General features: G+C 68.6%; 15 protein-coding genes. 12 read left to right on the top strand and 3 right to left on the bottom strand.

Going from position 1 to position 15,914, the window contains the following annotated elements; translation table 11 throughout:
* Window positions 1-41: 41 nt before the first annotated feature.
* Window positions 42-803 (bottom strand): 2-keto-4-pentenoate hydratase, encoded by a 762-nt coding sequence (locus BDI24065_RS29370; protein WP_175034205.1) that lies wholly within the window; start codon window positions 801-803, stop codon window positions 42-44.
* Between the two features lie 349 nt (window positions 804-1,152).
* On the opposite strand from BDI24065_RS29370, the gene BDI24065_RS29375 reads away from it, so the two are divergent.
* The 7 genes from BDI24065_RS29375 (at window position 1,153) to BDI24065_RS29405 (ending at window position 8,247) form a co-directional block, all read left to right on the top strand.
* The gene (locus BDI24065_RS29375) at window positions 1,153-2,388 is read left to right on the top strand and encodes an ABC transporter substrate-binding protein (RefSeq protein ID WP_175034206.1); all 1,236 of its coding nucleotides are present in this window, start codon (window positions 1,153-1,155) and stop codon (window positions 2,386-2,388) included.
* Between the two features lie 70 nt (window positions 2,389-2,458).
* Complete coding sequence (locus BDI24065_RS29380) at window positions 2,459-3,328, top strand: carbohydrate ABC transporter permease (protein ID WP_011349624.1); 870 nt, start codon at window positions 2,459-2,461, stop codon at window positions 3,326-3,328.
* Window positions 3,325-4,227, top strand: a complete 903-nt coding sequence (locus BDI24065_RS29385; protein WP_174920391.1) for a carbohydrate ABC transporter permease — start codon at window positions 3,325-3,327, stop codon at window positions 4,225-4,227. Before BDI24065_RS29380 ends, BDI24065_RS29385 begins: the two co-directional genes overlap by 4 nt.
* 4 nt (window positions 4,228-4,231) lie before the next feature.
* The gene (locus BDI24065_RS29390; RefSeq protein WP_175034207.1) at window positions 4,232-5,017 is read left to right on the top strand and encodes an SDR family NAD(P)-dependent oxidoreductase; all 786 of its coding nucleotides are present in this window, start codon (window positions 4,232-4,234) and stop codon (window positions 5,015-5,017) included.
* Window positions 5,014-6,159, top strand: a complete 1,146-nt coding sequence (gene dgoD / locus BDI24065_RS29395) for a galactonate dehydratase (RefSeq protein ID WP_122950504.1) — start codon at window positions 5,014-5,016, stop codon at window positions 6,157-6,159. The genes BDI24065_RS29390 and dgoD overlap by 4 nt, the downstream gene beginning before the upstream one ends.
* 31 nt (window positions 6,160-6,190) lie before the next feature.
* Window positions 6,191-7,270 carry an ABC transporter ATP-binding protein gene (locus tag BDI24065_RS29400; protein ID WP_175034208.1) on the top strand — a complete coding sequence of 360 codons (1,080 nt, stop codon included), beginning with the start codon at window positions 6,191-6,193 and terminating at the stop codon, window positions 7,268-7,270.
* Between the two features lie 71 nt (window positions 7,271-7,341).
* Window positions 7,342-8,247: an SMP-30/gluconolactonase/LRE family protein gene (locus tag BDI24065_RS29405; protein ID WP_175034209.1), complete on the top strand. Its 906-nt coding sequence runs from the start codon at window positions 7,342-7,344 to the stop codon at window positions 8,245-8,247.
* Window positions 8,248-8,276: 29 nt separating this feature from the next.
* Here the strand turns inward: BDI24065_RS29405 and BDI24065_RS29410 are convergent, their stop codons facing one another.
* A complete protein-coding gene (locus tag BDI24065_RS29410) occupies window positions 8,277-9,272 on the bottom strand; it encodes a LacI family DNA-binding transcriptional regulator (RefSeq protein ID WP_226219765.1) in 996 nt (331 codons plus the stop codon).
* Window positions 9,273-9,591: 319 nt separating this feature from the next.
* On the opposite strand from BDI24065_RS29410, the gene BDI24065_RS29415 reads away from it, so the two are divergent.
* The 5 genes from BDI24065_RS29415 to BDI24065_RS29435 all read left to right on the top strand — a co-directional run bounded on the left by BDI24065_RS29415 (window position 9,592) and on the right by BDI24065_RS29435 (window position 14,523).
* Entirely contained in the window at window positions 9,592-10,713 is a 1,122-nt protein-coding gene (locus BDI24065_RS29415; protein WP_175034210.1) for a porin, read from the top strand.
* Window positions 10,714-10,762: 49 nt separating this feature from the next.
* Window positions 10,763-11,893, top strand: a complete 1,131-nt coding sequence (locus BDI24065_RS29420; protein WP_175034211.1) for a 2-dehydro-3-deoxygalactonokinase — start codon at window positions 10,763-10,765, stop codon at window positions 11,891-11,893.
* A gap of 2 nt (window positions 11,894-11,895) precedes the next feature.
* Window positions 11,896-13,674, top strand: coding sequence for a hypothetical protein (locus BDI24065_RS29425; RefSeq protein WP_175034212.1), 1,779 nt, complete (start codon window positions 11,896-11,898; stop codon window positions 13,672-13,674).
* A 162-nt stretch (window positions 13,675-13,836) separates the two neighbouring features.
* Window positions 13,837-14,316: a universal stress protein gene (locus tag BDI24065_RS29430; RefSeq protein ID WP_175034213.1), complete on the top strand. Its 480-nt coding sequence runs from the start codon at window positions 13,837-13,839 to the stop codon at window positions 14,314-14,316.
* Between the two features lie 15 nt (window positions 14,317-14,331).
* The gene (locus BDI24065_RS29435; RefSeq protein WP_174930093.1) at window positions 14,332-14,523 is read left to right on the top strand and encodes a DUF2964 family protein; all 192 of its coding nucleotides are present in this window, start codon (window positions 14,332-14,334) and stop codon (window positions 14,521-14,523) included.
* Between the two features lie 103 nt (window positions 14,524-14,626).
* On the opposite strand, the gene BDI24065_RS29440 is transcribed toward BDI24065_RS29435, so the two are convergent.
* Window positions 14,627-15,811 carry a tetratricopeptide repeat protein gene (locus BDI24065_RS29440; RefSeq protein ID WP_175034214.1) on the bottom strand — a complete coding sequence of 395 codons (1,185 nt, stop codon included), beginning with the start codon at window positions 15,809-15,811 and terminating at the stop codon, window positions 14,627-14,629.
* Window positions 15,812-15,914: the final 103 nt, after the last annotated feature.

Here is a 15,914-nt window from a genome sequence, read left to right on the forward strand (position 1 = left end):
CAGCGGCCGGCCCGGTCAACCGTGCCCGCGCGCCACCTACATCACGCCGTCAACGTCACCGACAGGCTGCCGAGTTCGCCGAAGCGCACCGTCAGCGCGTCGCCGAGCGGCACGTCGATCGCGCCCGCGTACGAACCGGTCGTCACGATCTGCCCGGCGCGCACGGCGTCGCCGCGCGAGGCGAGGAAATTGACGAGCCACACCAGCGGCTTCAGCGGATCGCCGTCCGGATGGCGGCCGTCGATCGCGCGGTTCAGCGCGCCTTCGAACGACAGCGCCAGCGTCTCGAGCGGCACGTTCAGCCCGTCGGGCACGACCGGGCCGACACACAGCCCCTGGTTGAATTGCCCGTCGGCCAGCAGCTCGAACTTCGACGCGCGCGTGGGCTCCGCATAGCGGCAGCCGAGCACTTCGAGCACGATGCGTACTTCGCGGATCGCGTCGCGCACGTCCTGTTCGTCGTACGGCTGTTCACGCGCGGGCAGGTCGCGATCGAGCACGAATGCGATTTCCGGTTCGATCCGCACGATCGGCCCGCCGACGACGCGGTACGGCGTATCGGCCTCGCGGATCGTCGACGCGAAGATCGGCGCGAGGATCACGCGGTCGGGCGGCGGCAGCGCGCATTTCCAGCCGCCGACGGGTTCGCCGAGCAGGTCGGCCACGCGCTGCTGGATCGCGAGCGCGGTCTCGACGTTCTCGGGACGCAGCGCATCGGGCAGCAGCGGGCCGGGCGAGCCGGCATGGCGGGCGGCGACGAGATGCTGGGCGGCGCCGTCCACGCGTTCGGTAGTCGTTGTCATGTCGGTTGAGCGAGTTGAAAGTGGGCCGGCAAATAAGGGCCGGACGAAAGTCGCACATCCGATGATAGCGCCTTCGGCACGATGACCGCTTGATCCGGTTGCGCACGGAGGGCTCGCGGCCGCCGCGACAGGCCCTCGGGATATCCCCTAGACGATCGGTTCGCCCCGGCGCTTGCAAGCCGGGCAGGTTGTGCGACACAATAGGGAAAGCGCTTTCCCAAATGAATCGGACGACGGGGAAACGCGGGCTACTGCGCGACGGATCGCGGCCGCATTGCATGCCGCATGCCCCGATCGCCACACGCCAATGGCCGTGCCCACGATTCAACAACAAACATGGAGACAGCAGATGTTCAACAGGCTTCGGGCGGCAACTTTCGCAGTCCTTTCAGTGCTGGCGGCGCAGGTATGCGCCGCGCCGGTCACGCTCGACGTGACGGGCTGGAAGGGCGGCGGTGCCGAGCCCGCCAACATGGCGGCGCTGATCGCAAAGTTCGAGAAGGAAAACCCCGACATCAAGATCAAGTTCGAGTACATGTCGCGCAACGACACGACGACGGTCGTGTCGTCGCGGCTGCAGGGCGGCAACGGGCCCGACGTGCTGATGGTCGATCGCGAGCTGATGCGGCAGTGGCAGGGTGCGCATCAGTTGCTGGACCTGAGCGGCGAGAAGTGGGTGCCGACGATCTGGCGCGGCGTGCGTAACCACACGCAGATCGGCGGGAAGACCTACATGCTGCCGATGGAGCTGGTCGGCATCGGCCTGTTCGCGAACCTCGACCTGTTCAAACGTGCGGGCATCGCGACGGTGCCGACCGACGTCGACCAGCTGAAGGCCGCGTGCGGGAAGCTCGCGGCGGCCGGCATCACGCCGATGCTGCTGCCCGCAAAGGAAGGCTGGGCGCCCGCGGCGCTCGTGATCGCGTCCGGGCTGGCGGCCGGCGGCGGCGACGCGGATGCACGTGCCGAATCGTTCGTCGGCGCGGGCAGCGCGCGCTTCGCGGCCGATCCGGCGTTCAAGCAGTCGATGGCCGCGCTGAAGGTGCTCGCTGACGCGAAGTGCTTCGTGCCGCGCCTGAACAATGGCGTGAGCGCGTGGAGCACGGGGTTGACCGAGTTCCAGGCCGGCCGCGTCGCGATGATGCCGCAGGGCGCATGGAACATCGCGAAGTTCAGCGCGACGAAGGGCCTGTCGTTCCAGTTCGCGCCGCTGCCGGCGCTCGTGCCCGGCAATGGGCCGGTCGCGCTCGACATGCTCGGCACCGCGTGGGCGATCAACGCGGCATCGCACCAGGCCGACGCCGCGAAGAAGTGGCTCGCGTTCTGGGCGCGCCCCGACAACGACCGCCAGTTCCTCGACGCGGAAGCCGGGTTCAGCCCGTTCGAAGGCGGCACCGACGCGATGCCGCCGCAGGCGCAGCCGTATGCGGCCGCGCAGAAGAACGGGCACGTCGTGCTGTATCCGAAGGGCGTGTGGACCGGCACGCTGTTCACGGCGATCTGGAATTCGATGTCCGCGTATTTCCTCGACATCGGGCAGGACCCGGCGAAGCTGCTCGCCCGCTGGGATGCGGCTGCGCGATGAACGGCCTGTCCGCTGACATTTCCCGTGCCGCGCGATCGTGCGCGGCGCGGTTCGACGAAGGAGGCGCGCGATGAAGCGCAACCGGACCTTGCTGTGGTGCGCCGTTCCGGCGCTCGCGCTGTACGCGCTGCTGAGCCTGTATCCGCTGTTCAAGGCCGCGCGGATGAGCCTGACGGATTTCTCCGGGGTGGGAGACGCGCACTGGATCGGGCTCGCGAACTACGCGGCGGCGTTTCGCGACCCCGCGAGCCTGCATACGCTCGTCGTCACGTTCGCGTATGCGGCGATCGTCGTGATCGTGCAGAACGGGCTGGGGCTGCTGTTCGCGGCGCTGCTGTTCTCGCTGCCGCGGCTGCGCGGCGCGTTGCGCGTCGGGCTGCTGGTGCCGAGCATGTTCTCGGCGGTGATCGCCGGGTTCGTGTGGGAGTACCTGTACTCGCCGCTCGGCGGCGGCATCAACGAGTTGCTGCATCTCGTGCATCTCGACGCGCTGCAGCAGGTGTGGCTCGGCGATCCGTCGGTCACGCTGCCGGCCGTCACGGCCGTGCACGTGTGGATGTACGTCGGCTACTCGACGGCGATCTTCCTGGCCGGCTACCTGAACATTCCGTCCGAACTGCACGACGCGGCGAAGCTCGACGGCGCGAACGCGTGGGTGCGCTTCACGCGCATCGACCTGCCGCTGCTCGCGCCGGCGTTCACCGTGAACATCACGCTGAGCACGATCGGCACGCTGAAGACCTTCGAGCTGCCGCTCGTGCTGACCAACGGCGGGCCGGACGGTGCGACGACCACGCTCGGGCTGCAGATCTTCCACAGCCTGTTCAACGACTACAAGTTCGGCTTCGCGAGCGCGCTGTCGATGATCATGCTCGCGATCGTCGTGGTGGTCGCGACCACCCAGAACACGATCCTGCGCCGCCGGGAGGACAACCTGTGAACGTCATCCGTCAACGCTTTCATGCGGACCGGCCGTCCGCCGGCACGTCCGGCGGCGGGCTGCGCGCGGGGGCGCTGCTGCGTCGCGTGCCGGGGTTCGCGCGGCTCGTCGCCGCGATCGCGATCGTCGCGATCGTGCTGCTGCCGACGATCTACATGGTGCTGATGTCGCTGCGCACCGGCGACGACATCATCGCGCGCCCGCTCGGGCTGCCCGACCACGTGTTCTTCGGCAACTACGCGGCCGTGTTCACGCAGATGAACTACTGGCGCAGCGTCGCGAACACGATCGGCATCACGCTCGCGGTCACGTTCCTCGTCGCGATGCTGTCGTCGCTCGCGGCCTATCCGCTGGCACGCGTGAAGGGCCGGCTGTCGAATGCGGTCTACATCGTGCTGACGCTCGGCCTGACGATCCCGATGTTCGTCAGCCTCACGCCGCTGTACGTGCTGTTCCGCGACCTGCACCTGCTCAACACGTACCTCGGCGTCGTGCTCGCGTACACCGTGCAGAGCCTGCCGCTCGGCGTGTTCTTCTACACGAGCTTCCTGAAGCGGATTCCGCTCGAACTCGAGGAAGCCGCGGTGATGGACGGCTGCAGCCCGCTGCAGGTGTACTGGTACATCGTGCTGCCGCTGCTGCGGCCGATCACCGGCACGCTCGCGATGTTCGTCACGCTGTCGGTGTGGAACGACCTCGTCTATCCGCTGCTGTTCCTGACCGACTCGTCGAAGTTCACGATCACGGTCGCGGTGTTCCGCTTCATCGGCACCAACGACATCGATCCGACCAAGCTGTTCCCGGCAGCCGTGATGGGCACGCTGCCGCTGCTCGTGCTGTTCTTCATTCTCCAGCGCAGGATCGTCGCGGGCATCACGGCCGGCGCGGTCAAGGGGTGACACCATGAATCCATTCGAATCGCTCGACGGCCGCGTGGTCGTCGTCACCGGCGGCGGCGACGGCATCGGCCTCGGCATCGTCGAAGTGCTCGCGCAATGCGGCGCGCAGGTCGTTGTCGCGGAGAAGAACGCCGCACGCGCCGACGCGGTACGCGAACGGCTCGGCGGGCGCGACGCGCTGTTCGTCGAGACCGACGTCGCGGAGCCGGCGAGCGTCGCCGCGCTGTTCGAGCGCGTGGACGCGCATCATGGCCGGCTCGACGGGCTCGTGAACAACGCGGGCATCACGCTGCACGGCCCGTTCGACGCGTTCTCGCTCGACGACTGCGACCGCCTGTACCGCACCAACCTGCGCTCGATGTTCCAGTGCACGCAGCTCGCGGCGCCGCGCATCGCACGCGCGGGCGGCGGCGCGATCGTCAACATCGCGTCGAACCATGCGGGTGCGAGCGTGCCGGGCTTCGAGATGTACGCGGCGACCAAGGGCGGCATCGTCGCGATGTCGCGCGCGATGGCGACGAGCCTCGCGCCGCAGCGCATCCGCGTGAACACGCTGAGCCCAGGCTTCACGCTGAACGCGCCGATCGGCGCGGCACTCGAGCGCGATCCCGCGCTGCTCGACGCATACCGCGCGCTGCATCCCGCGCAGCGCATCAACGAGCCGGCGGATATCGGTCGGATCGCCGCGTTCCTGCTGTCGGACGCGGCGGCCGGCATCGCCGGCGCGGATCTCGTCGCCGACAACGGCATGTCGGCGCTGCTGTTCAACCGGACCCGTTCCTCCACATGAAGATCACCGAAATCGAAACATTCGCGGTTGCACCGCGCTGGCAGTTCGTGAAGGTCAGCACCGACGAGGGCCTCGCCGGCTGGGGCGAGCCGATCGTCGAAGGGCGCGCGGCCACCACGGCCGCCGCCGTGCACGAACTCGCCGACTACCTGATCGGCCGAGACCCGCGCCACATCGAGGATTTGTTCCAGGTCATGTATCGCGGCGGCTTCTATCGCGGCGGCCCGATCCTGACGAGCGCGATCTCGGGCATCGAGCAGGCGCTGTGGGACATCAAGGCGCGCGCGCTCGGCGTGCCCGTCTACGACCTGCTCGGCGGCCCGGTGCGCGACAAGGCACGCGTCTATGCGCACGTGAAGGGCGACACGCCCGAGGAGATGGCCGCGAACGCGCGGCAGCTCGTCGAGGCCGGCTATACCGCGCTGAAGATGGGTGTGGTCAACGCGACCGACTGGATCGAATCGCCGGCGGCGATCGACCGCGCGGTCGCGCGCTTCGGCACGGTGCGCGACGCGATCGGCAAGGAGGTCGGGCTCGGCATCGACTTCCACGGCCGCGTGCGCCGCCCGGTCGCGAAGGCGCTCGCGAAAGCGCTCGCGCCGTTCGACCCGATGTTCTACGAGGAACTGCTGCTGCCCGAGCACAACGATGCGCTGCGCGAAGTCGCGCGCGACTGCGCGGTGCCGCTCGCGACCGGCGAACGGCTGTTCACGCGCTGGCAGTTCAAGGAGCTGTTGCAGGAAGGCGTCGTCGACATCGTGCAGCCCGATGTGAGCCACACGGGCGGGATCTGGGAGCTGCGCAAGATCGCGGCGATGGCCGAGGCGTACGACGTCGCGGTCGCGCCGCATTGCCCGCTTGGGCCCCTGACGCTCGCGGCATCGCTGCAGATCGATTTCTGCACGCCGAACGCGTTCATCCAGGAGCAGTCGACCAATGTGGCGTATCACGACGACAACGCGATGTACGCGTACACGCGCGGCATCCCGTTCGCGTTCGACGCGGGCTACGTCGCGCGCCCGGATGCGCCGGGGCTCGGCGTCGAGATCGACGAAGAGAAGGTGAGGGAAGCCGCCGCGACCGGGCACCGCTGGCGCAACCCGGTGTGGCGTCGCGAGGACGGCTCGGTCGCCGAATGGTGAGCGGCAGCAACGGACGAGGAGAAAGGCAATCATGGCAAGTGTGTCGCTCAAGCAGATCCGCAAGCGTTACGACGACGGCGCGGACGTGATCAAGGACGTCAGCCTCGACATCGAGGACGGCGAATTCATGGTGTTCGTCGGCCCGTCGGGCTGCGGCAAGTCGACGATGTTGCGGATGCTGGCGGGGCTCGAGGAGATCACGTCGGGCGACCTGCTGATCGACGGCCGTCGCGTCAACGACGTGCCGGCCGCGAAGCGCGGGCTCGCGATGGTGTTCCAGAACTACGCGCTGTATCCGCACATGACGGTGTTCGAGAACATGGCGTTCGGCCTGAAGCTCGCGGGCGTCGATGCGGCCGAGACGCGCACGCGCGTCGGGCAGGCGGCCGAGGCGCTGCGGTTGTCGGCGCTGCTCGACCGCAAGCCGAAGGCGCTGTCGGGCGGCCAGCGGCAGCGCGTCGCGATCGGCCGCGCGATCGTGCGCAAGCCGGGCGTGTTCCTGTTCGACGAACCGCTGTCGAACCTCGACGCGGCGCTGCGCGGCGGGATGCGGCTCGAACTCGCGCGGCTGCATCGCGAGCTCGGCAGCACGATGATCTACGTGACGCACGACCAGGTCGAGGCGATGACGCTCGGCGACCGGATCGCGGTGTTCAACGGCGGCCGCATCGAGCAGGTCGGCTCGCCGCTGGCGCTGTACGAGCAGCCGGCGAACCATTTCGTCGCGTCGTTCCTCGGTTCGCCGTCGATGAACTTCCTGCCGTGCCGCGCACACGGCGGCGCCGACGCAACGCGCTTCGACGTGCCGGGCGGCTCGCTCGCCGCGGCGCCGGACGCGGCGCGCGCGTGGCCGTCGGGTTCGCTGCAGCTCGGCATCCGGCCCGAGAACCTCGTGGTCGGCGCACCCGGCACGGGGCTCGACGGCCGCGTCACGCACGCCGAGCACCTGGGCGACGCGACGATCGTCTATGTCGAACTCGCGGGCCACGACCGGCCGCTGTCGGTGCGGCAGAACCGCGACGCTTACACGGTCGCGGCCGGGCAGCCGGTCGGCGTGCGCTTCGACATGCGGCACGCGCACTTCTTCGACGACGCCGGCCGCGCGCTCTGAGTCCGGCTCGCCGGCAGTTCCGCCCGCCGTACCGGCGGGCGGCCGAACGCATGCATAACAACAGAATTTCGATGACGACAGTAAAACTGGTACAGGGCGCGAACGCGATCCTGGGAGAGGGCCCGCTCTGGTGCGAACGCTCGGCGTCGCTCTACTGGATCGACATCAAGCGCACCGCGCTCTACCGCTACACGCCCGGCCACGGGCAGACGGGCTTCTGGCTGCTGCCGGAGCTGGCCGGCTGCGTCGCGGGCGTCGACGACGGGCGGTTGCTTATCGCGTTGAAGAGCGGCCTGCACCTGTTCGATCCCGCGCACGGCACGCTCGAGCGGCTGGCCGACGCCGCGCATGCACGGCCGTCGCTGCGCTACAACGACGGCGCGGTCGACGCGCGCGGCCGCTTCTGGGTCGGCACGATGGCCGACGACGGCGACGGCCCCGGCGATCTGCACTGCTTCGAGCGGGCGCACACGTCGCGCGTCGCGGTGGCCGGCTTCGCGTGCGCGAACGGAATGGGCTGGAGCCCGGACGGCTCGACGATGTACGTGACCGATTCCGGCCGCCGCACGATCTTCGCGTACGACTTCGACGTCGATGCCGGGCGCTTGTCGAACGCGCGGCCGTTCGCGACGTTCGGCGACGCGCGCGGCGTGCCGGACGGGCTCGCGGTCGATGCGGAGGGCGGCGTGTGGTCGGCGATCTGGGACGGCTGGCGGCTGCATCGCTATGCGCCGGACGGCGCGCTCGACCGGGTCGTCGAGATGCCGGTGCAGCGGCCGACCAGCGTCGCGTTCGGCGGCGCCGATCGTGCGACGCTGTTCGTCACGTCCGCATCGGTCAACGTCAGTGCGGACGGCTTGCTGCGCGGGCCGCTCGCGGGCAGCCTGTTCGAGACGCGCCCGGGTGTGGCCGGGCTCGAGCAGCATTGCGTCGCGCGTGCATGGCTGGGTGACGCGGTCGCGGCTGCGCCGCGTTGATCGAGCGGTAAGCGGTGAGCAGTGAGCGGTCAGCGACGGCGCGCGTCGCGCGGCCGCACTGTCGATTCGCGCACGACGAGCCGCGATTCGAGCATCGTATGCGGGGCCGGCGACTTGCCCGCGAGCGCGTCGAGCAGCGTCGTCATCGCGACTTCGCCCGCGCGCTCGGTCTCGGTGTCGATCGACGTCAGCGTGGGCGACGTGAGCTTGCCGAGTTCGAGGTTGTCGAAGCCGCACACGGCGACGTCGTGCGGGATCGCGATGCCGAGTCGTTCGGCCTCCTTGATGAAGCCGGCCGCGATCATGTCGTTGTAGCAGATCACCGCATCGGGCGGCTCGGCCGACAGCATCACCGACGCGCACACGCGCTCGCCGTCGGCCACCGTCGCGCGCGGCACGCTGAAGGTGCGCAGCGGCAGGCCGGCACGCGCGAGCACCTGCTCGGCGCCGGCGCGGCGTTCGTCGTCGCCGCGCGCGTTGGGCAGGCTGATGTACGCGAAGCGCTGGTACTTCTCCATCAGCAGGTGCTGCGCGAGCATTTCTCCCGCGCGGACCGGATCGGAGTAGAGCGTGAGTAGCCCGTCGCGCGGCGCGGAGCCGACCGCGACCACCGGCTTGCCGAGGCTCGCGGTCCAGCGCAGGTCGTCGTCGGGCATGCTGGTGTTCAGGATCAGCCCGTCGACGCGCCGGCTCAGCTTCGTCAGCGCCGGCCGCTCGCCCTTGCGGTTCTCGTCGGCATCGACGATCAGGACGACGAAGTCGTTGCGCTGCGCGATCCGGTTCACGCCCTTGACCATCGCGGTGAAGTACGGGTTGAGAATGTCCTGGATCACGACGCCGACCGCGCCGGTCTGGCCGGTGGCCATCGAGCGCGCGAGCGGGTTCGACTCGTAGCCGAGCTGCTCGATCGCCTCGGCAATGCGGCGCTCGACGTCGGGCGAGAAGCGCTTCGTCTTGTTGATGAACTTCGAGACGGTTCCGATGGAGACGCCTGCAGCGGCGGCGACTTCGTTGATCTTGGCCACGATGAAAGTGAGTGTCAGTGCATTTTGCCGGCGAGCATAGCATGCGCGCCGGTGGCGGCGACCGTGCGGCGGCATCGCATGCGTGCCGCGCGATCGGACTCGGTAGTATCCCTTGGAGGGCTAGAATTTTCTTGAAAAAGCGCAATCGCGCGCCGACAATGAAAGCGCTTTCCCGATTCGCGAGCATAGCACGTGTGCATTCCGTAAGAGACATAACGGAAATCGACGCACGACAACCGCCGCGAAATTTTTTTGCTGTCGAGGGAAAGCGTTTTCCCAAATTAGACGAGACGTGAACGAAAAGAAGGAGGAGATCTAGATGCGACAGTATGGGTGGATCGCGGCGCTGGCCCTGGCGGTGCCGGCGGTGGCGCAGGCGCAATCGAGCGTCACCGTGTGGGGGCGTGTGGGCGGCGACGTGCAGTACCTGAGCGGCGTGCAGAACGGCCCGCATTCGACGGGCTCGCGCTTCTCCGAAGGCAACGACTGGGGGACGAGCATCCTCGGCATCACCGGCAAGGAGGATCTCGGCGGCGGCAACCAGGCCGTGTTCTGGCTCGAATCGTCGATCAATGCGGCGAACGGCAACTACGGCGGCGGCGTGCTGTTCCAGCGCGGCGCGTGGGTCGGCTTCAAGAACGAGCGCTACGGCTTCCTGCGGCTCGGGCAGGGCTCGTTCATCAACAGCTATATCTGGTCGTACGATCCGCTGCTCGAGGAAAACTATTCGGTTGAGTCGCTGACGTCCTACCGCAACGGCCCGAAGCTGTCGAACGGGATCCGCTACGAATCGCCGAAGTTCGGCGGCTTCTCGTTCGCGCTGCAGGCGAACCTCGGCAACAGCTCGAACGGCTGGCTGCGCGGCTCGCCGAACAACGTGGGCGCGACGGGGTTGTCGGACGGCGCGACGGTGGCCTATACGCACGGTGACTTCGAGGTGCGCGCCATCTGGAACGAGATCCGCAACCAGTACGGCCGCCAAGACAACCTGTTCACCGCGTCGCAGGAAGCGTTCATCGGCGTGCGCGACCGCTTCGGCCCCGCGCTGGTGCAGCTCGGCTATACGCGCTACAGCGCGCCCGACACGCCGGCCGGCCTGTCGCGCACCGCGAACTACTACTGGGGCGGTGTGACCTACGACGCGACGCCGTTCCTGCATCTGCAGAGCGCCGTCTATTCGATGAAGATCGACGCGGGCCAGTGGACGGCCGACCACAGCGGCGAAGGACGCTCCACGATCCTCGGCCTCGGCGCGATGTACGACCTGTCGAAGCGCACGTTCCTGTATGCGACAGCCGCGCACGTGTTCAACAGCGCGGGGGCGAACCTGGGCGTGAACCCTCAGTCGCCGGGGCTCGGCAACGGCAACGGGCTCGGTGCGTCGCCGATGCCGGGACACGGGCAGACGGGTGTCTACGCGGGCATCGAGACGCTCTTCTGATACCGGCCTGACGAAGCCGCAAGCCGCAACCGTCAAACAGAGGAATCCTATGCAAGATGCAATACCACGGCCCGGCGTCCCGTCGCCGGTGCCGCGCCTGATCGCACTCGACTGGGGCACCACGTCGCTGCGCGCGTACCTGATGGCGGATGCGCGGACCGTGCTCGACGAGCGTGCCGCGCCGAAGGGCGTGATGCAGCTGGGCGGCGCGGGCACCTCGATCGCCGACGCATGCGATGCGGCGTTCGAGGACGTGTGCGGCGGATGGCTCGACGCGTGGCCGGCGCTGCCGGTCGTCGCGGCCGGCATGGTCGGCAGCACGCAGGGCTGGCGCGAGGCGCCGTATGCGGACGTGCCGATCGACGCGGCGCGGCTTGGCGCGTCGCTGCAGACGGTGCGCGCGCGGCGCGGCGTGACCGTGTACATCGTGCCGGGGCTGATCCAGCGCGGCGAGCTGGCGAACGTGATGCGCGGCGAGGAGACGCAGATCGTCGGCGCGCTGCAGGCGGGTGGTGTGGCGCATGGCCCGGCCCCGCTCCGGTGGATCGGGCTGCCGGGCACGCATTCGAAATGGGTCGCCGTGCGCGGCTCGCGCATCGAGCGCTTCCGCACGTTCATGACCGGTGAACTGTACGCGCTGCTGTGCACGCACAGCCTGCTCGGCCGCACGATGCGGCCGTCGGCCGGGTTCATGCGCGACGCGTTCGAGCGTGGCGTGCGCACCGCACAGGCCGGCCATGCGACGGGGCTGCTCGCGACGATCTTCGGCAGCCGCGCGCGGCTGCTGGCCGGCGATCTGGCGCCCGACGAGCAGGCCGACTACCTGTCCGGCGTGCTGATCGGCCATGAACTCGCGGGGCTGGCTGCCGAAGACGGCGGCCCGGGCGGGGCGGCCCGCGACGATGCGCCGCGACCGATGCTGATCGGCGACGCCGCGTTGTGTGAGCGTTACGAGCATGCGGCATCGCTGTCCGGCTGGCCGCCCGTCGACACGATCGACGGCGCGGCGGCAGCCGGCCTGTGGGTGCTGGCCGAGCGGGCGGGGCTGCTGCCCGCGGCAAGCGAGGAGGGGGCGCCGGTTCGTGTCGACGAACCGGCTGCCGGAATGAGCGGCCGGCGCATGGATCGACCTGCGGTCGACCCGGTGCCGGATCACGAATGCAATATTTCGGGAGACTGACTTTGAAACACTGGAAGATTGTCGCAGCGCCGCTGATCGGCGCGCTCGCAGCATGCGGTGGCGGTGAATCGGCGGACGGCGTCGCGGCCGGGCAGCAGCTGGCCGCCGCGCCCGCCGCCGGACACGCGGCCGACGCGGTGCCGGGCACGCTGCATGTCGACTGCTCGCTCGGCGCGAGCGGAACGGGATCGCCCGCGACGCTCGGTTCCGCCGCGAATCCGATCCACGATCTCGCGACGCTGAACCGGATCGTGCTCGCGCCCGGCATGCACGTGCGCTTCAAGCGCGGCACGACCTGCGACGGCAGCTTTACGCCCGCACCGGGCAGTACCGGCGCGGCCGGTGCGCCGATCGTCGTCGACGCGTACGGCGACCCGAAGGCGCCGCGCCCCGTCATCGCGGCCGGCTGCAGCGATGCGACGGCCGACCCGGACCAGTCGATCACCGAGCAGCACAAGACCCCGAGCGGGTTCAGCGGCTATTACTCGCTGTGCAAGTCGGACAACCCCACCGTGAACCGCGCGGCCATCTATCTCTACAACACCCAGTACTGGGAGATCCGCTCGCTCGAGCTGACCAACGATGCGACGACGCCCGGCGGGCGTCTCGGGCTGTATGTGCGGCTCGAGGATTACGGCACGGGCAGCCACTATCACGTCGACGACGTGTACGTGCATCACGTGCGCGGCTATCTGAAAGACGTCGCCGGCAATACGGTCGGGTCGTACAAGACGACCGGCGGGATGCTGTTCGAGGTCACGCGCGACAACGAGGCCGTCGGCACGAAGGAGACACGCACCGGTTTCGACGACATCGCGGTCGAGAACAGCGAGATCTACAACGTCGACGCGGTGGCGCTGTCGACACGATCCGCGTGGATGTGCCGCGAGGGCGGTGCCCCGTGCGGCGACTATCCGCCGTACAAGGGCAATTCGGCCTACCTCACGAATCCGGCCACGCAGGCAGCGACCGACTATTTCCCGATGACGCGCGTCGTGTTCCGCAACAACCTGATCCACAACGTCGGCGGCGACGGCATCATCGTCCGCACGGCCACCGCGCCGCAGGTCGAGGCGAATCACCTGGTCGACATCTGGATGCGGGCGCCGGGCAACAGTGCCGGTGCCTGGGCGATCAACACGGACGATGCGCTGTTCCGCTACAACGAAGTCAACGGCGTGCGGCTGCAGAACAATATCGAGGCCGGCGACGGGATGGCGTTCGACGCCGATCTCGGTACGCGCAACACGCGCGTGGCCGCGAACTTCAGCCACGACAACGACGGCGGGCTGATGCTGTTCTGCGGATGCGGTTCCGACGGACTGGGCCACGTCGCGCAGGAAACCGGCGCGATCGTCGAGAACAACCTGAGCCTGAACGACAAGCGGCGGATCGTGTCGGCCGCGGGCTCGGCCGATTCCGTCGTGCGCGACAACGTCGTGATTACGCGCACGCCGGGCCTCGTGACGCCGATCGTCGAGAACCTCAGCTATGCGAACGCGTTCCAGGTGACGGGCAACCGCTTCTACAACGCATCGGACAGCAGCGCGATCTTCCGGACGAAGAATCCGCAAGGCAGCTACGCGAACATCGTGTGGAGCGGCAACACGTACTTCGGCTATGCGGCGGATCCCGAATTCACCGGGCCGAACTATCGTCACGGCGCCCAGCCCGATACGGTGCTGCCGTTCGCGGGCCAGGACGTGGATGCGGTCGCCAGCGCGTGGGTGCGCGACAGCGGGTTCGACAAGCACAAGTACCGCGCGCCGCACGCACGATGAAGTAGATGCCTCCGGCGCGGGGCGGCGCCCTGCGTCGGCTGGTCGCAGCCCGGATGCCGGCGCGACTTGATCGCCGTCAACATTCGAACCCGTCATCCGCCGATGATGGTGACAAGGCCGCGCGCACTCAGACGCGCGGCAACTCACCCCAGCGAGGTTCGCATGTACGAGAAGATCATGGTGGCCGTCGACGGCAGCGCTTCGTCGAAACAGGCGCTTGCCGAGGCAGTGAAGGTCGCGTTGGCAGGCGACGCGCACGTCAGCGTCGTGTATGTGGTGGACAAGTCGGTGCTGTTCACTTACGCGAACCGTTTCGACCCGCACGCGCTGGTCGAGGAAATCCGCGACGACGGGCGCAAGGTGCTGCGCGAAGCGGAGCAGGTCATCGCGCTGGCCGGTGCGAAGGGCGAGGCCGAACTCGTCGAGACCGAAAGCATCGGCGAGGACATCGCGGAGCGCCTGCAGCGCTATGTGAAGGAGAGCGGGATCGATCTCGCGGTGGTCGGCACGCACGGGCGGCGCGGGATCCGGCGCGTGCTGCTCGGCAGCGTCGCCGAACGCTTCGTGCGCGGCTCGAAGTGCCCGGTGCTGCTGATTCGCGGCGACGATGACGATGTGGCGGCCGCCGCTGCTGCTGCCTGACGCGGCGGGCGCGCAGTGATACGCCGCCAGTCCCGGATCGTCGTCGCGGCGATCGCCGTGTTCGTGTCGCTCGCGGGGATGATGGCCGTCGTGTCGGGGCTGCTGTTCGACAATACGACGGCGCTGCGCGGCGGCGCGATCGCGCTGGTCGTCGGCGTGGCCGGCTTCGTCGTGATGCTCAACCCGGGCGCGAAAGGCGAGGAGTGACGCGGGCGGGCCCGCACGGCTTCCCGCGTTCGACCGTGCCGGAGGCAGCCGGCCACCGCTGTCCGCAAGACCGGCGATCGCCTCGCCCGCGCCGTCGCGCCACTTACTCGCTGGCGGTACCCGGCGCCTTCGTGCCGTCCTGCCCGATCTGTATCGCCAGCCGCTTCAACGTTTCCGCCAGCTCGTCGTTCTTCGGCTGAACCTTCCGCGCCTGCGCGAACGTATCGCGCGCTTCATCCTGGCGCCCCAGTTTCCACAGCACTTCACCCTTGTGCGTCAGCCCGGTCGCATAGGCTTCGCTTGCGTCCTGGTCCGTGCCGCTGTCCTTCGCGAAGATCGCGATCGAGCGGTCGAACCACGTGAGCGCTTCGTCGTTGCGGCCGAGGCGATACAGCGCCCAGCCCTTGCTGTCGAGCGCATACGCATCGTCCGGCGATTCCGCGAGATGCGCGTCGATCATCGCGAGCCCGCGCTCGACCGCGACGCCGGCGTCGGCGAGCCGGTAGCCGATGTCGTTCAGGCGATCGTCCGGAATCCTGTCTAGATCGAGCGCGGCGGTGACGCGGCCCTCGTCGCGTTCGGCGATCGCGAGCGACAGCAGCTTGGCGACGATCTGCTGCCGCAATTCGCGGCTGATCCGGTCGCTGTTGGCCACCACGGTGCCGAGGTACTGCGTGTACAGGTCGGGCGCGCCCGGGGCGTTCGCGCTGTTCGCGATGGCCAGGCCCGGGCCCGCGCACCAGTCGGTGTCTGCCGACCCGGCCAGCATGCCGACGTAAAGATTGACGTTCCGCGTCGTGCGCGATTGCGCGTAGTACGTGTAGCCGTTCGCATCCGAATAGCCGCACGCCAGATATTCGTTCTCCACGTCCAGCACGTACGGGAAATGGCCGAGCGCCGCCGTGCCGCCCGGGTCGACCAGCCGGAACGATTCGCCCAGATCGCCATCGCCGACGATCGGATTGAACACCCATTGCTTCTCCGGATGCAGTTTCGGCAGACGGACGCGGACGGTGCGCCCGGCCGCGTCGGTCGTGCCGAAGATCACGCTGTCATGCTGCTCCGGCTTGACGGGCAGCCCCGCGATGACCTGACCGGGCAGGAACAGCCGGTAGCGCGCATTCGGCAGCGGCTGGTGCGTGACGGGGTCGCGCAGCACGAACTGGTGAACGTACGCGCCTTTTCCGAGCGACGCGGTCGGCGGGATATAGGTGCGCGCGTGCGCGGCGGGCAGGGCGGTGCAGCTCAAGGCCGCGGCAACGAGCGCGGCGAGAAGGCGGGATGTCATGAAATTACGGTTCTTATTGGTAAAGGTGTTATTGACCGACGGCCGGAAATGCAATGAACGACCTGCGCGACCTTCGATATCCCGCTGCGAATACCGATACGGC

It is taken from the genome of Burkholderia lata (assembly GCF_902499025.1).
Lineage (GTDB): Bacteria > Pseudomonadota > Gammaproteobacteria > Burkholderiales > Burkholderiaceae > Burkholderia > Burkholderia lata_C.

Bases quoted from the DNA above. Each gene is read 5' to 3' on its own strand.
- BDI24065_RS29370 (WP_175034205.1), bottom strand. From the start codon at position 803: ATGACAACGACTACCGAACGCGTGGACGGCGCCGCCCAGCATCTCGTC.
- BDI24065_RS29375 (WP_175034206.1), top strand. From the start codon at position 1,153: ATGTTCAACAGGCTTCGGGCGGCAACTTTCGCAGTCCTTTCAGTGCTG.
- BDI24065_RS29380 (WP_011349624.1), top strand. From the start codon at position 2,459: ATGAAGCGCAACCGGACCTTGCTGTGGTGCGCCGTTCCGGCGCTCGCG.
- BDI24065_RS29390 (WP_175034207.1), top strand. From the start codon at position 4,232: ATGAATCCATTCGAATCGCTCGACGGCCGCGTGGTCGTCGTCACCGGC.
- dgoD (WP_122950504.1), top strand. From the start codon at position 5,014: ATGAAGATCACCGAAATCGAAACATTCGCGGTTGCACCGCGCTGGCAG.
- BDI24065_RS29400 (WP_175034208.1), top strand. From the start codon at position 6,191: ATGGCAAGTGTGTCGCTCAAGCAGATCCGCAAGCGTTACGACGACGGC.
- BDI24065_RS29405 (WP_175034209.1), top strand. From the start codon at position 7,342: ATGACGACAGTAAAACTGGTACAGGGCGCGAACGCGATCCTGGGAGAG.
- BDI24065_RS29415 (WP_175034210.1), top strand. From the start codon at position 9,592: ATGCGACAGTATGGGTGGATCGCGGCGCTGGCCCTGGCGGTGCCGGCG.
- BDI24065_RS29420 (WP_175034211.1), top strand. From the start codon at position 10,763: ATGCAAGATGCAATACCACGGCCCGGCGTCCCGTCGCCGGTGCCGCGC.
- BDI24065_RS29430 (WP_175034213.1), top strand. From the start codon at position 13,837: ATGTACGAGAAGATCATGGTGGCCGTCGACGGCAGCGCTTCGTCGAAA.
- BDI24065_RS29440 (WP_175034214.1), bottom strand. From the start codon at position 15,811: ATGACATCCCGCCTTCTCGCCGCGCTCGTTGCCGCGGCCTTGAGCTGC.